Annotated in this window: 14 protein-coding genes; 2 read left to right on the top strand and 12 right to left on the bottom strand. The window is 74.3% G+C overall.

Translation table 11 applies throughout. The annotated features are described in order from the left end of the window. Nucleotides 1-23: 23 nt before the first annotated feature. The 5 genes from DFJ69_RS03080 to DFJ69_RS03060 all read right to left on the bottom strand — a co-directional run bounded on the left by DFJ69_RS03080 (nucleotide 24) and on the right by DFJ69_RS03060 (nucleotide 3,044). Complete coding sequence (locus DFJ69_RS03080; protein WP_245973962.1) at nucleotides 24-587, bottom strand: DUF4262 domain-containing protein; 564 nt, start codon at nucleotides 585-587, stop codon at nucleotides 24-26. Further along, complete coding sequence (locus DFJ69_RS36045; RefSeq protein WP_116021073.1) at nucleotides 584-1,192, bottom strand: TetR/AcrR family transcriptional regulator; 609 nt, start codon at nucleotides 1,190-1,192, stop codon at nucleotides 584-586. Before DFJ69_RS36045 ends, DFJ69_RS03080 begins: the two co-directional genes overlap by 4 nt. 4 nt (nucleotides 1,193-1,196) lie before the next feature. Beyond that, complete coding sequence (locus DFJ69_RS03070; RefSeq protein WP_116021072.1) at nucleotides 1,197-1,862, bottom strand: maleylpyruvate isomerase family mycothiol-dependent enzyme; 666 nt, start codon at nucleotides 1,860-1,862, stop codon at nucleotides 1,197-1,199. Nucleotides 1,863-1,978: 116 nt separating this feature from the next. After that, on the bottom strand, nucleotides 1,979-2,404 hold the full coding sequence (locus tag DFJ69_RS03065) for an acyl-CoA thioesterase (RefSeq protein ID WP_116021071.1): 426 nt from the start codon (nucleotides 2,402-2,404) through the stop codon (nucleotides 1,979-1,981). Between the two features lie 403 nt (nucleotides 2,405-2,807). Further along, nucleotides 2,808-3,044 (bottom strand): hypothetical protein, encoded by a 237-nt coding sequence (locus tag DFJ69_RS03060; protein ID WP_116021070.1) that lies wholly within the window; start codon nucleotides 3,042-3,044, stop codon nucleotides 2,808-2,810. Between the two features lie 599 nt (nucleotides 3,045-3,643). On the opposite strand from DFJ69_RS03060, the gene DFJ69_RS03055 reads away from it, so the two are divergent. After that, nucleotides 3,644-4,759, top strand: coding sequence for a serine hydrolase domain-containing protein (locus DFJ69_RS03055; RefSeq protein WP_116026356.1), 1,116 nt, complete (start codon nucleotides 3,644-3,646; stop codon nucleotides 4,757-4,759). A gap of 78 nt (nucleotides 4,760-4,837) precedes the next feature. Here the strand turns inward: DFJ69_RS03055 and DFJ69_RS03050 are convergent, their stop codons facing one another. The 7 genes from DFJ69_RS03050 to DFJ69_RS03020 form a co-directional block, all read right to left on the bottom strand. After that, nucleotides 4,838-6,556, bottom strand: a complete 1,719-nt coding sequence (locus DFJ69_RS03050; protein WP_116021069.1) for an ABC transporter ATP-binding protein — start codon at nucleotides 6,554-6,556, stop codon at nucleotides 4,838-4,840. Further along, complete coding sequence (locus tag DFJ69_RS03045) at nucleotides 6,553-8,286, bottom strand: ABC transporter ATP-binding protein/permease (protein WP_116021068.1); 1,734 nt, start codon at nucleotides 8,284-8,286, stop codon at nucleotides 6,553-6,555. Before DFJ69_RS03045 ends, DFJ69_RS03050 begins: the two co-directional genes overlap by 4 nt. Beyond that, entirely contained in the window at nucleotides 8,283-9,140 is an 858-nt protein-coding gene (locus DFJ69_RS03040; RefSeq protein ID WP_116026355.1) for an ABC transporter ATP-binding protein, read from the bottom strand. Before DFJ69_RS03040 ends, DFJ69_RS03045 begins: the two co-directional genes overlap by 4 nt. Nucleotides 9,141-9,172: 32 nt before the next feature. After that, entirely contained in the window at nucleotides 9,173-10,240 is a 1,068-nt protein-coding gene (locus tag DFJ69_RS03035) for a FecCD family ABC transporter permease (protein WP_116021067.1), read from the bottom strand. After that, nucleotides 10,237-11,232 (bottom strand): FecCD family ABC transporter permease, encoded by a 996-nt coding sequence (locus DFJ69_RS03030; protein WP_116021066.1) that lies wholly within the window; start codon nucleotides 11,230-11,232, stop codon nucleotides 10,237-10,239. The genes DFJ69_RS03035 and DFJ69_RS03030 overlap by 4 nt, the downstream gene beginning before the upstream one ends. After that, on the bottom strand, nucleotides 11,229-12,215 hold the full coding sequence (locus tag DFJ69_RS03025; protein ID WP_116021065.1) for an ABC transporter substrate-binding protein: 987 nt from the start codon (nucleotides 12,213-12,215) through the stop codon (nucleotides 11,229-11,231). Before DFJ69_RS03025 ends, DFJ69_RS03030 begins: the two co-directional genes overlap by 4 nt. A gap of 137 nt (nucleotides 12,216-12,352) precedes the next feature. Then, a complete protein-coding gene (locus tag DFJ69_RS03020; protein ID WP_116021064.1) occupies nucleotides 12,353-14,317 on the bottom strand; it encodes a heavy metal translocating P-type ATPase in 1,965 nt (654 codons plus the stop codon). Between the two features lie 89 nt (nucleotides 14,318-14,406). Here DFJ69_RS03020 and DFJ69_RS03015 point away from each other — a divergent pair, with 89 nt between their 5' ends. Beyond that, nucleotides 14,407-14,775, top strand: a complete 369-nt coding sequence (locus DFJ69_RS03015) for an ArsR/SmtB family transcription factor (RefSeq protein WP_116021063.1) — start codon at nucleotides 14,407-14,409, stop codon at nucleotides 14,773-14,775. Nucleotide 14,776 lies beyond the last annotated feature (1 nt).

Here is a 14,776-nt window from a genome sequence, read left to right as displayed (position 1 = left end):
CCGCCCATCGAGGATGCGGCGCGTCAGGAGGTCCAGGAACCCCGGGGGTGCGTGTCGGGGGACAGCCACAGGGACGGCTGCGCCGCGGACAGGCGGGGGTCGCTGCCGGACTGCCAGGGGTAGCGGCCCCCCTCGTCGGGCCACACGACCTGGAGGAACGGCAGCGGCGGGCGGCGATAGAACCGCAGCGCCTCGACCAGCAGCCGGTCGTACCAGCGGTCGTGGATCGGGCGCAGCAGGACCGCATGGCGCTCGGTGGCGTCCCGGCGCTCCTGGCCGGCGGTGAGCGGCCGGCCGGCGGCCGCGTGGTCGCCGAGGTTGTTGACGATCGTCTGCATGTCGTACGGCTCCAGCCCGAACACGGCCAGCTCGGGGGAGCGGTGGCTGTGCCACAGACCGGTGGTGAACGCCCAGCCCGGCAGCCCGTCGCGGGGCGCGATGAGGACCACGCTCCAGCCGTACTCCTTGACGTGCACGATGGTGCGCAGCTCGGAGTTGCCGAGTCGGTCACGGTCGCCGTAGTCGTGGCAGATGATGCACCGGCAGGCGGACCCCATGACGTCCAGCTTAGGCGCTGTGATCGTCATGACGCGGTGTGGTTCGCCCGGAGCGCAGAGCGGAGGAGCTCCTCCACGGCCGCGCCCATCCGCTCCCGTTCCGCCGCCGGGTCGTCGGCGGCGGAGATCACCGTGCCCGCCTGGTTGAGCGCCCCGTACAGCAGATGGGTGAGCGGCTCGACGTTCGTCTCGGCCACCAGGCCCGCCCGGGCGGCCTCGCGCAGGCCGGCCCGCAGCAGCAGTCGCGCGCAGTGCGGGTCGTCGAAGCGCAGGGACCGCTGCCAGCCGAGCACCGAAGGGCCCTCGCGCAGCAGGACGGCCTGCGTCCGGGGCTCCAGACAGGCGTCCAGGAAGGCGTGGATCCCGGCGGAGATCCGATCCGCCGGATCGTCGGGGGCGGCGAGCGAGGCGGCGGCGCAGCGCGTGTGGATCTCCTTCTGCACCTCGACGAACACCGCCTCGAACAGCCGTTCCTTGTCGGGGAAGTGGTGGTACAGCGCGCCCCGGGTCACCCCGGCGCGGCGGACGATCTCGGTTGTGGAGGTCGCCGCGAAACCCTGCTCGGTGAAGAGGGCGATGCCCGCGTCGATCAGTTGGGCGCGGGTCGCGTCGCCCTGCTCCACCTTGCGGTTCATGGCGTCATGGTAGGAGATGAACGTTGACCTTCTCGTCGAGTCCGAGGGCGGCGGGCTCGGCCCGGCCGGAGGCGGCCAGCACGAAGCGCCACGGGTCGCCGGTGACCTCCGGGCCGCCCGCGCCGACCGTCCGGGGCGGCAGTCCGTCGAGCCGCAGCGTCAGCGGTCCGCGCCCCAGCCGTGTCAGCTCCTCGACCAGCCAGCCCACGCTCGCGCCCAGCCCGGGGCCCTCCGGGTGCGGCCGGCCGAGGGCGGCCGCGATGTCGTCGGTGTGGACGAACGCGTCGTACCAGAGGGTCAGGACCCCGTTGCCGATGGTCCGACCGGCGACGGGGCTGGGGGAGTCCCAGACGGTGTCGTCGAGCGGCTCCAGGAAGCCGTGCAGGCGCTCGGCCGCCTCGCGCAGGGTCCGGGAGAGCCGCGCCGGGGTGCCGCCGCGGAAGGCCGCGGCCTGCTCATCGGCCGTGCGGGCCCCGATGGTGCCGTCCACCGACTCCACGGCGTTGGCGACGACGTGCGCGGCCACGTCGCGGACCTCCCAGCCCCGACAGCGGGACGGCGTGCTCCAGGCGTCGTCGTCCAGCGAGGCCAGGAGGTCGGCGAAGGCGGCGTGCTCGTCGGCGAGGCCCCGCACCACCTGCTCCCGGGATGTTCCTGCGGTCGGCGTCATGACGTCGGCTCCCTTCCTGCGGTCTTCCCGCGGTCTGTGCGCGGACGCCGCCAACGTACATACATGCAGCCTGCATGTATAGGGGCCGCAGTGACCGGGACCGGCCGTTCCCAGGGTCAGGAGGGTCGGGAGCCGAAGTACGCGGGGTCCCCGGCGAGGGCGCGCAGCCGGCCCCCCGGGTCCGGGACCAGCCGCCGTTCGGCCAGGTCCAGCAGTCCGCCGACGGCGGTGATGGTCGCGGCCGGCGTGCCGTCCACCTTGCGGATCTCCTGGCGGACCTGGAAGGTCTTCCCCTCGCCGAACACGAACTCGCAGGTCACGTCGACCTCGTCGCCGCCGCGCAACTCCCGCAGGTACTTGATGGTGGTCTCCAGGACGACCGGCCCGACCCCCGACGCCAGCAGCTTGTCGTTGGGGACGCCCGCCACCCGCAGCAGTTCCCAACGGGCGTGCTCGGCGTACCGGAGGTAGACGGCCTGGTTGAGGTGGCCCTGGGTGTCCAACTCGTAGGCGCGGACCCCGATGCGGACGGAGAACGTCATGACATCGCCTTTCGGTGTCGTGGAGGCGGGGCCGGGAGGGGCGGCCCCGGACCCGGCGCGGCACGACGGCCGAAGGTCGGTGCGACCGGCGGCGGGTGGAGACCGGGACCGGCACCGAGATCGCGGGGACCGGCGAGGCCGCGGCCCGGAGCAGGACCGTCACCGATACCGGGCGAAGTTCGCGTCCAGGTCGTAGGTCACGTTACCCGTCGCGAAACGGGCCCTCGGCGGCGCCTCGCGCCGTACCGTCGCGTCGGCGAACACCGACGTGCTCCCCTCCGTCAGGCGTCCGGTGGGGCGTTCACGTCACCGGCACTCCCGGTGTGGGACGGCGCCCCCAGGGACGCCTGCCGCATGGGCGGAGTGCGGACGATCGCGCTGATGCGCGCGACCGGGCCCGGGCTCACCCGATCCGGTGGACGGCGGCCGTGACGTCGGCCAGCAGCGAGCCCTCCTGGGCCTGCTGGATGATGTCCGTGAACTGGTCGGTGCTCATCTGGACGAACTGCCCGAAGTCGTCGGTGATGACGACGCGGCGCTCGGGTTCGGCGTCGGGGTCGATCGACAGTTGGGGGCATCCGCAGGAGCACTGCCCGCAGAAGGTCGCGACCGGAATCAGGTTCTTGCGCGGGATCTCCATCGGGTGTCGCCTCCACTGTCATTCCGACGTATCGCGCCCATGGTCGTCAGCGCGGCGGCGGCGCCGCCATCTCCCGAGGGTGACATCCCGGTGCGGCCGGCCGACTACCGTACGCAGCCGCAGGAGTCCCGGCGCAGGAACCGGGGCCTCGGCCGGACCGTGCGCGGCGGCCGGTCCGGATCCTCGATCCGCTCACCCTCGCCTGGGACATGGCCGCGGAGACCTGTCGCAAGGCCGCCCTGGATCGCCGACCGGTCCTCTGGGGACGGCGCATTGCCAGAATGGCGTTCGCATTGTGACACAGGTCATATAGACAGTAATATTTCTTTGACCTGCCCTAGGTCTGACCAGGGGCGACACGGTCGCCGTCGGGTCCGGGAAGGACGGGAATCGCACAGGTCAGAGAGGGTTTGGAACGCGCCAACAGAAGCGCCGTTCCGTGCCGTTCGCGACGCTTGACAGCTCCTCGCGGTAAAGCTTTCATACTCGGCGTACGTTGCATTCTCCGTGTATGTCAGTCCTCTTGGGGCGTCACCGGCGCCCCAAGGAACACCGCGGGCGGTCCTCGGCCCGCGGTGTCCGACTCCTGGAGTTCTCTGATGCGTCGCAGATCCCTTTCACCGGCCCTGGCCGCCGCCCTGGCCGCCGCCCTGACGGTCGGCGTCGCCACCGCCCCCGCGCAGGCCGCCCCCGGCGTGGCCGTCTCCCGTGCCGCCGAGCCGGGGGACACGATCAAGTTCACCGGCTTCGACACCGTGAAGCCGTCGTCCGACCCGCTCGCCCTGACCGACGCGCCGCGCGATCTGAACGTCACCTACACCCACAACGGCCAGACCAGGACGCTGGAGGAGTACCTCGGGCGGGCCGCCCAGGGCCTGGTGGTGTTGGACGGCGACAAGATCGTCAAGGAGTGGTACTCGGGGGGCACCTCCAAGGACACGCAGTTCCAGTCCTGGTCGATGTCGAAGTCGTTCACCTCGGCCGCCTTCGGCATCGCGCTGGAGGAGGGGAGGATCGGGTCCCTGGAGGACACGGTCGGCCGGTACCTGCCGGAGCTGGCGTCCTCGCCGTTCGGTGACGTGACCCTCCGCGACCTGCTGCGGATGTCGTCGGGGATCAACTGGAACGAGGTCGTCGACGCGCCCCTGATGCAGGCCCAGGTCATCGCCGGCGTGTCCACCCTCTCCGTGGCCGCCCGCACGAGCCGGGGATGGGCGCCGGGCAGCCGCTTCAACTACAGCGGCATCAACACCGCGGTGCTCGCCGCGGTGCTGGCCAAGGCCACGGGCGTGCCGTACCACCGGTACATCGAGGACAAGCTCTGGGGCCCGGCCGGGATGGCCGACACCGTCGACATCGCCAACGACCGCAACGGGCACAGCCTCGGCTACTGCTGCTACCACGCCGGGGTCCGCGACTACGCCCGCTTCGGCCTGCTGATGCTCAACGACGGCAGGGCCAAGGGACGTCAGGTCGTGCCGGCGTCCTGGGTCTCCGCCTCCGTCGCCCCCTCGGGCGTCGTCCCGGACTACGGCCTGCACTGGTGGATCGACGGGACCGAGGGCTACTACGCCAGCGGCCTGGCCGGGCAGATCATCTACGTCTCCGTCAAGCACCGCGTGGTCATCGCCAAGAGCACGCTGGTCAGCCTCGACGAGTCCGACACCCTCGCCGCGATGCGCGCCATCGCCGCCGAGGTCGCCCGCACCCGCTGAGCGCACCGGCCGCCGCGGCCGAACGAGAAGCCTCCGGATCCGCCTCCGGAGGCTTCTCGCCGACCACGGGACGGTCCGTCACGCGGCCCCTCCGCCGACGGGCTCGAGGAGTCGGGTCAGCGCACCGGGGGCGGCGGTGAGGTCCGCCCATGTGCCCTCCTCGACCACCCGGCCGTCCTCCAGGACGGCGATGTGGTCGGCGCGGCGGATGGTGGCCGGACGGTGGGCGATGACGATGGTGGTCGTGTCGCGCACGGCGAGGTGGCGCGCGAGTTCGGCGTCGCCGACCGTGTCCACATGGGCGGTCGCCTCGTCGAGGATCAGCACGCGGGGCTCGGTGAGCAGCGCCCGGGCGAGGGCGACACGGGCGCGTTGGCCGCCGGACAGGGTCGCGCCGCGCTCCCCCACGATCCCATCGAGCCCGTCGGGGAGGTCGGCGGCGATCCGGTCCACGCCGCACTGCCCGATGACCAGGTCGAGGAGGTCGTCGTCCGCGTTCGGCGCGGCCAGGCGCAGGTTGTCGCGGAGGGTGCCGTGGAAGAGGGCGGCGTCCTGGCCGACGAGTGCGACGGCGGAGCGCAGGTCGTCGTCGGCGAGGTCGCGCAGGTCGACGGCCCCGTTCGAGGTGCTGACCTCCACGGTGCCCGCCGCGGGATCCCAGAAGCGGGCCATGAGGTGGGCGAGGGTGGTCTTTCCTGCCCCGGAGGCCCCGACGAGGGCGACGGTGCGGCCGGGCGGGACGGTGAGGTCCAACCCGCGCAGCACGGCGGTGCCTCCGTAGGAGAAATGAACGTTGCGCAGGCGCACACCGAGCGGGCCGTCCGGAAGCGGGAGCGGTCGGCGAGAGGGCGGCGCGGTCGGCGGGGCGGTGATCGCCGCCTGCACCCGCGCGGCGGCGGCGCGCAGGCCGCCGGCCTGACGCAGGGCGTCGGCGGAGGCGGCCACCGGGGCCAGGATCGAGACCCCCAGGGCGAGCGCGGCCGGGGCCCACGCGCCGCTCCCCACGACGACGGCGACCACGGTGACCAGCGCCACCACCACGAGGGCGTCCTGCACGGCGGCGAACGCACCGTCGTGCCGGGCCTCGGCGCGCTGGGCCAGCGCGAGACGCCGGCCGGAGTCCAGGAGCCGCCGGCGGCGACGGTCGAGGGCGTTGCGGGCGAGGAGTTCGCGCATGCCGTCCACGGTCTCGACGGCGTCGGCCGAGAGCCGTGCCGTGGCGGAACGGACCGCCTCCCCGCGGGCGGTACGGCCGCGGTCGCCCAGCAGCGGATGCGCCATCAGGGCGGCCGCCGCCGGAAGGACGGCGAGCACGAGCCACGGGTCGAGCACGCCGAGCACCGCCGTCCCGCAGACGAACACCAGCCCGGAGGCCAGCAGCCGCGCGGTGGTGTGCGCGTAGAAGAACTCCAGCGCCTCGATGTCGTTCATCGCGGTCGCCGCCAGGTCTCCGCTGCGTCGCCCGGCGATGCGCGCGGGGGCGCTGCGGGCCAGGCCGTCGTAGACGCGCACCCGCAGCTCCGCGAGGACTCGGTAGGCCAGGTCGTGCGACAGGTCCATCTCCCGCCAGGTCGCGACGGAGCGCAGGAGGACCAGCCCGGCGAACGCGCAGACGGTGGCGGCGCCCGGAGCGGTTCCGTCGATGACGGCCCGCCCGACGCCGTGGGCGAGCCAGGTGACCAGGACGACGAGCGCGATCTGGTCGACCAGGCAGGCGACGATCGTGCGGGCGACCATCCGGCGGTGCGGCCGCAACGCGGGGAGCAGCCCGCGCAGGGCGTGCGGGCGGCGGTTCATCGGGCTCCTCGGGGGCTCAGGTCGGCCGTGGCCAGCGCGGCGTAGGTGCCGCCCGCGCCGACCAGGGCCCGGTGGTCGCCGACGGCGTCGACGCGGCCGCCGTCCAGGACCACGATCCGGTCGGCGTGCCGAACGGCGGCCAGCCGGTGGGCGACGATCAGACAGGTCCGGCCCCGGGCGACGCGGCGCAGCGCCTCGGTGATCTGGTGCTCGCGTCGCTCGTCCACCGCGCTGGTGGCCTCGTCCAGCACGAGGACGGGCGTGTCGCAGAGCAGCGCGCGAGCGAGGGCGAGGCGTTGCCGCTGGCCCCCCGACAGGGTGGCGCCCCGTTCGCCCAGGACGGTCGCGTACCCGTCGGGGAGCGCGACGATCTCGTCGTGGATCCCCGCGTCGCGGCAGGCGGCGACGAGTCGCCCGTCGGTGGCGTCGGGATCGGCCAGCCGCAGATTGTCGGCGATGGGCGCGGCGAACAGGTAGACGTCCTGGGACACCACGGCGACGGAACGGCGCAGCGCGCTCAGCGACAGCTCCCGGACGTCGACGCCGTCGATCAGTACGGCTCCGGCGTCGGGGTCGTGATGGCGCTGCAGCAGCTCCAACAGCGTGGACTTGCCCGCCCCCGACGGGCCCACCAGGGCGGTGGTGCGGCCCGCCGGACACTCGAAGTCGACGCCGTCGAGGGCGGGACGGTCGGCGCCCGGGTGGCCGAACCGGACGCCGGTGAACGACACGGCCGGCGGCGACGACCACGAGGGCGCTCGCGTGCCGGTGTCGGGAACGGCGGGCCGGGCGGTGCGCAGCGTCCTGATGCCGTCGGCGGCGGAGACGCCCACGTACCCGGCGTGCCATTCCCTGGACAGGTCGCGCAGCGGCCGGAAGCACTCGGAGGCCAGCATCAACAACAGGTAGGGCTCGGCGCCGGTCGAGCGGCCGGTCGCGGCGGACGCGCAGGCCAGCAGGACCGCGCCGAGGGTGCCCGCCTGGACGGCAAGGTCCGTCAGCGCGGTGTCGACCAGGGAGACCCGCAGTTTGGCGACGGTGGCCCGATGCAGCCGGCGCGACCGGTCCTCCAGCGCCTCGCGTTTGCGTCGGACGGCTCCGGTCGCGCGCAGAGCGGACATCTGCTGGAGCGCCTCCAGATAGTCGGCCGCCAGATCTTCGTAGCCGTCCCAGTGCTCCCTGCCGCGCGCCGCGAGCGCCCGGTCCCACAGCCGCGGGACCAGCAGCGCCAGCGTGACGGCGGCGGCCAGGACGACCGCCGCCCCCGCGTGAACGACGGCGACGCACACCAGGAGCACGGGCGTGAGCAGGCACACCACGGCCAACTGCGGCAGGTAGCGCGACAGGTAGGTGTTGACGCCCTCGACGCCGTCGACGACGGTCGCCCGCAGCGCCCCCGTCCGTGCGGCGTCGCCGTGTGCGGGGCCGAGTCCGCCGAGCCGGACGAGCAACTCGTCGCGCAGGGTCGTCCGGATCAGCGCCCCGGCGTCGGCGGCGGCGAGCCGCTGCCACCAGGTGAGGAACGCGCGCAGGAGCAGCACCCCGGCCACCGCGCCCAGCAGGGCGGGCAGCCGGTCGGTGCGGTCACGGGCGATGTCGGCCAGCGCGACCGCCAGCAGCACGGCCTGGACGGCGTGGGCGGAGGTGACCGCGGCGAGCAACGCGGTGGCGCGCAGCAACGGCGCGGGTGCGGTACGGGCCGCGCGCACCAACTCGGGGTGAAGCATCATCGTGCGGTCGCTCCGGGATCGAGAAGGGCCGGGCGGTCGCCCGCGGTCATGTCGACGGGGGAGGGCCGGTCGGGAAAGCAGATCGGCCACCCGTGCTCGGGATCCCGCCCGACCCGGCCCTCGACGCCGAGCACGTCCCGCAGCAGGTCGGGCGTGACGACCCGGTCAGGCGGCCCGTCCGCCGCGACGCGTCCGTCCCGCAGCGCCACCAGGCGTTCGGCGAAACGGGCGGCCAGACCGATGTCGTGCAGCACCGTCAGCACGGTGAGCCCCCGCTCGTCGCGGAGCCGCGCCACCAGTTGCAGCACCTCCAGTTGGTGCCGCAGGTCCAGATAGGTGGTCGGCTCGTCGAGCAGCAGGACGGGGGTGTCCTGGGCGAGGGCCAGGGCGAGGCGGACCCGCTGCCGTTCACCGCCCGACAACGCCTCCACCGGGCGGTCCGCCCACTGCTCCACACCGACGTCCCGCATCGCCCGCACGGTCACCGCGTCGTCGCCGACGCGGAGCATGCCCAGCGGACCCCGCGTGGCATAGCGGCCCTGCCGGACCATCTGGCGCACCGTCAATCCGGGCACGGCCGGGGCCGACTGGTGCAGCAGGGCGACCTCGCGGGCGGCGTCGCGGCGGGAGACCCGGGCCATGTCGGTGCCGCCCACCCACACCCGTCCCGACGCCGGGCGCAGCACCCCGGCCACGAGGCGCAGCAGGGTGCTCTTGCCGCACCCGTTCAGCCCGACCAGGGCGACGAACTCGCCCGGACGGACCCGCAGGCTCACCTCGTCGAGCACTCTCCGGGCGGGATAGCCGAAGCTCACCCGGTCGACGTCCAACGCGGCCTCGGTCGGCTCGGACACGATCTCGTGCACTCCTCGTTCGCAGGGACGGGTCACGGCTCGACGGCATGCCGACGGGCCACGAACAACAGCACGGCCGCGCCCACGCAGGTGGTGACGGCGCCGACGGGGATGCTGAGATGCTCGGCCCCCCAGCCGGTGACCGCCCGCGACAGGAGCTGGGCCACGGCGTCCGCGCCGCACACCGCGACCGCGCCGGCGAGCGCCGCCCCCGGCAGCGCGACCCGCAGGTCGCCTCCGCACAGGGCCAGCGCGGCATGGGGCACGACGAGCCCGACGAACCCGAGCGCTCCCACCGCGGCCACCGCGCCGGCGGTCAACGCCACGGCGCAGAGCAGCACCAGACCGCGCGCCCGCGCCGGGACCAGCCCCGCCGCCTCCGCCACCTGATCGCCGCAGCGCAGCAGCATGAGCGGACCGGCGGTCAGCCAGGCGACGGCGGCCCAGCCCAGCGTCCACGGCCACAGCAGCGCCCAGTGCTCCCACGTGCGCGCCTCGGTGGTGCCGACCATCCACTGAACGACACTGCCGAGCTGCCCCGGAACGGCGAGTAGGGTCACCGCCGTCAGACCGCCGAGCGCCGCGGAGACCAGCACGCCGTACACCGCCGTCTCGGCCGGGTCCGAGCGCGCCCGGCCGGTCAGCAGCCACAGCACACCCACGCCGCCGAGGCCGCCGGCGAGCGCGGCGATCACGACGGTGGCCGGTGACGCCGCGTCGGCGAGGCCCACCCCGGTGGCGGCGACCGCCCCGAGCACCGCGCCGGGCGTGACCCCGGTGACCTCGGGCGCCGCCAGCGGATTGCGCAGCGCCGCCTGCAGGATCAGCCCCGCGAGCCCGAGACCGGCCCCGGCGCCGAGCGCTACCAGCACCCTGGGCAGCCGGACCCGCCAGACCAGATGGTGGGCGATCGGATCGACCGCGCCGCCCGTGAGGGCCTGCCACGTCTCGCCGATCGACAGGGCCCGTCCCGCGACCAGGTCCAGCACGGCCGCCAACGGCACGGCGAGCAGCAGCGCGCCGAGGGCGAGCACCGGCCGCCGCCGCGTCGAGGACGCCCGGAACGGACTCGTGGACGTCGCGCGTTCGGCGAGGGTCATCGGGGACCGCCCTTCGGCTCGGTACGGAGACCGCGCAGCAGCGCCACCCCCAAGGGGACGCCGACCAGCGCGGTCCAGGCCCCGACCGGCGTCTCCACCGGCTTGAGGGCGAGCCGCGCGGCCTGGTCGGCCCAGACGGTGATGACCGCGCCCCACACCACGGTCCACGGCAGCCACCGCACCACGTCGGCGTCCGGACGCAGCCGACGCGCCAGGTGCGGGGCGAGGAACCCGACCCACGCGATCGGGCCGCAGACGGCGACCACGGGGGCGATGAGCAGCACGGCGACGGCCAGCGCCCCCAGCCGGGCGTGCCGCACCCGCAGCCCGAGGGCGGTGGCGTCCTCGTCGCCGAGCCGGAGCACCGCCAGCATCGGCGCGCACAGCACCAGCAGCGGCGCGGTGGCGAGCAGCCACGGCCAGACACCCCGCCAGGCCGCCCAGGTACGGCCGGAGAGGCTGCCCATCAGGTACCGGAAGATCACCTGAAGGTCGAGCTGGTCGGCCATCACCATCAGCACCAGCAGCGCGGACTGGAGCGCCGCCGCCACCGCGGCCCCGGTCAGCAGCACCGCCGACGGGCTGCGGCCGAATCCGGCGGCGAGCAGTGTCGTCGCCCCGCCCAGCGCGGCTCCCGCCAGGGCCAGGATCGGGTGGGCCCAGCCCGGCAGGGTGAGCGCGAGCACCAGTGGAGCGGCGACGCCCAGTGCCGCCCCCGAGGAGACGCCCAGCATCTCCGGCACGGCCAACGGGTTGCGGAACGTCTCCTGGAGGACGAGGCCAGCGGCTCCGAGGCAGGCCCCGGCGACCAGGGCCAGCAGCAGCCGGGGCAGCCGGACGTCCCTGACCACCACCGCCTCCAGCCCGTCCGCCGCACCGCCCGGCGCCAGGACGGTCAGCCGCGACGGCGCGATGTTCGGCGTGCCGAGGCAGAGCGCGCACAGCGCCGCGGCGGCCAGCAGCCCGGTCGCCAGGAGTGCCGTCCGCGTCATCGCAGGGCGGCCGTCGCCTCGTCCAGGACGATGCCGAGGGACCGGGTGCCGCGGCCCTTGGCCCACACCTCCGGGTCGACCTCGATCACCTTGCCGTTCTTGACGGCCGGGATCTGCGACCACAGGGCGTTGCCGGCCATCTTCTCCGAGAGCCTCTCGCCGGGCGCGCCGAACGAGATCGTCTCGACGAAGAGCACGTCGACGTTCTCGGCCAAGATCTCCTCGAGGCTGTAGGCGCCCTCGATGCCCCGGCTCTTCCACGGGTAGTCGGAGAACCGCGGGAACAGCCCGGCGGCCACGTCGATGCCCGGGGTGGCCACGCCGAAGTTCTCGTCGCTGCCGAACACCACCAGCGCCGTCTTGTCGCTCTTGGCCTTCTCGGCGCGGATCAGCGCGTCGCGCAGCCGCTGCTCGGCGGCGACGGCCCGGTCACCGCGGTGGGTCAGTGCGGCGAGGCCGCGCAGGTAGGCGACGCTGTCCTCCCACTTGGTGGGCTGCACCCCCCAGAACGTGGTGGCGCCCCGCAGGGCGGGGGCGAGCTTTCCGTGGGTGTCCTCGAGCCCGATGACCAGGTCCGGCTTGTGGGACAGGATGGCCTCCACCTCGGGGCTGACGAAGCCGCCGGGGATGACGGGGACCTTCTTCGCCCCGTCCTTGCCGAGGAACCTCGGGTGGGCCAGCAGCGAGGAGTTGGTGGCGGTCGGCACCATGCCGAGTTCGGTCAGCATGTCGTCGCAGAGGGCGACGAGGCAGACCACGCGTTCGGGGGTGCGCGCGGGCGCGATCGTCGTGCCCCGCACATCGGTGATGCTGTCGGCGTCGGCGACCGGCCGGACGGGCGGCAGGCTCGCGGCGACCGCGTTCCCGGCGCCGGGGCCCGTGCCGGGGCCGTCGTCGGCGGTCCCGCCGCAGCCGGCCAGCAGGGCGCAGGCGGCGGCGAGCGCGAGGGTGCGCCGCACGAGGCGGCTCGGGGTGCGCGGCATGGTCGTGAGTTCTCTCTCGTTGGGGGCGTGCGGTCGACGGTCGGGGGAGGACGACCGGTATCGGCCGTTTCGTCCGGCGACGATTCGGCATGATAATCGTTTTCATTGTCGGTGTACATTCGAGCGCCCTCCGGCGGTCAGCCGGCGTTCCCGGCGGTCATCGCGCGGCGCCAGGCGGCGGCGCGCAGCAGGCGCAGCCCGTTGAGGCCGACGATCACGGTGGAGCCCTCGTGTCCGAGGACCCCCAGCGGCAGCGGCAGGTGCCCGATCAGGTCCCAGAGCGTCAGCACGGCGATGAAGGCCCCGGCGATGGCCAGATTGGCGAGGATCACGCGCCGGGCGCGTCGGGACAGGGCGACGACGGCGGGAACGCCGGCCAGGTCGTCCCCGACGATGACGGCGTCCGCCGTGTCCAGCGCGAGGTCCGAACCGGTCCGGCCCATCGCGACCCCGGTGTCGGCGGTGGCCAGCGCGGGGGCGTCGTTGACACCGTCGCCGACCACCAGCACCCGCCTCCCGGAGGCCCGCATGTCCCGCACCGCCGCGACCTTGTCCTCGGGCAGCAGCCCGGCGCGCACGTCGGTGATGCCGACCCGACGGGCGAGGTCTCCGGCGGCCCCCGCGTTGTCGCCGGTGAGCAGAACGGGCGAGGCCCCGGTCAGCACGGCGATGGCCGCCACGGTCGCGGCGGCGCCGGGGCGGAGGGTGTCGGCGACGCCCAGCACCCCCGCCGGGACACCGTCGACACGGACCACCACGGCGGTCCGCCCGGCGCCCTCCAGTTCGGCGACGGCCGCCGCGGCCCGCCCGTCCGCCTCGGTGAGCAGGTGGGCGGGGCTGCCGACCTCGACCAGGCGCCCGGCGACGCGACCGCCGACCCCGCGACCCGGGACGGAGGCGAAGTCCTCGACGCGCTCGGCGGCGAGACCGGCGCGGCGGGCGGCGTCGACCACGGCACGGGCCAACGGATGCTCCGACGGGTCCTCCACCGCCGCCGCCAGCGTCAGCAGCTCCGCGTCGTCCGCCACCGCCCCGGGCAGGACGCGGACGCCGGCGAGGTGGGGGAGGCCCTCGGTGAGGGTGCCGGTCTTGTCGAACGCGACCGCTGTGGTCCGCCCCAGCCCCTCCATCGCCACCGCCGACTTGACCAGGACGCCGTGTCGACCGGCGTTGGCCATCGCGGCCAGCAGCGGCGGCATCGTGGCCAGCACCACCGCGCACGGCGAGGCGACGATCATGAACGTCATCGCACGCAGCAGGGCGGCCCGGGGGTCCGCGCCGAACAGCGGCGGGACGGCGAGCAGCGCCACGGTGGCGGCGACCATCGCGACGGAGTACCGCCGTTCGATCCGCTCGATGAAGAGCTGGGTCCGGGCCTTCGTCGCCGACGCCTCCTCGACCATGGCCACGATGCGGGCGATCACGCTCTCGTGCGCCGACCGTTCCACCCGGACCCGCAGCGATCCGGTGCCGTTGACGGTCCCGGCGAACACCCGGTCGCCGACACGCTTGGCGATCGGCAGCCCCTCGCCCGTGATGGTCGCCTGGTCGACGTCGCTCGCCCCGTCCACGACCCGGCCGTCCGCGCCGATCCGTTCACCGGGACGGACCACGATCACGTCACCGACCCGCAGCGTCGCGGTCTCCACCCGCTCCTCGCCCCCCGGCGTCAGTCGGGCGGCGGTGTCGGGGGCCAGGTCGAGCAGGCCGCGCACCGAGTCGGCGGTCCGCCGGGTGGCGATCGCCTCCAGCGCGCCGGAGGTCGCGAAGATGACGATCAGCAGCCCGCCGTCCAGGACCTGCCCGATCGCCGCCGCGCCGACCGCCGCGACCACCATGAGCAGGTCCACGTCCAGCGTCCGGTCCTTCAGCGCCCGCAGCCCGGTCAGGGCCGGCTCCCAGCCGCCCGTGACGTAGCAGCCCAGGAAGAGCGCGGTGGACGACCAGGCCGGACCGCCGCCGAATCGGGCCGCCAGTCCGAGGACGAACAGGACGGTGGCCGCCGCCGCCCACCTCACCTCCGGCAGCGACCACGCGCTCGTACGGCGCGACACGGCCGCGATCCGTGGGCCGACGGTGCGTTCGGTCAACGTGGTGGACATCGGGAGCTCCTTCGCCTCGACTCGATGCCGCCGACCATACAGGAAAGCATGAACACCTATTCATTTACTCACGGCGCTAGGATGCGGGCATGGGCCATGGAGTGGACGGCCGCGCTATCCCGCCCGCCGTCCTGGACGCCGACACCGCCGCCTCGGTCGCGGCCACCCTGCAGGCGTTGGCCACGCCGAGCAGGCTGCTGATCCTGGCCCGGCTGCGGCAGGGCCCCTGCCCCGTCACCGAGCTCGCCGACACGATCGGCATGGAGCAGTCCGCGGTGTCCCACCAGCTACGCCTGCTGCGCAACCTGGGCCTGGTCACCGGCACGCGCGAGGGCCAGCGCATCGTGTACGGGCTGTACGACGACCACGTCGCCATGCTCTTGGACGAGGCGGTCTACCACAGCGAGCACCTGCGCCTCGGCCTGCACGACCCCCACCCCGACGAGCCCGCCGACTGAC

Origin of the sequence: Thermomonospora umbrina (assembly GCF_003386555.1) — a bacterium.
GTDB classification, from domain to species: Bacteria; Actinomycetota; Actinomycetes; order Streptosporangiales; family Streptosporangiaceae; genus Thermomonospora; species Thermomonospora umbrina.
This window is presented reverse-complemented; position numbering and strand designations above follow the sequence as displayed.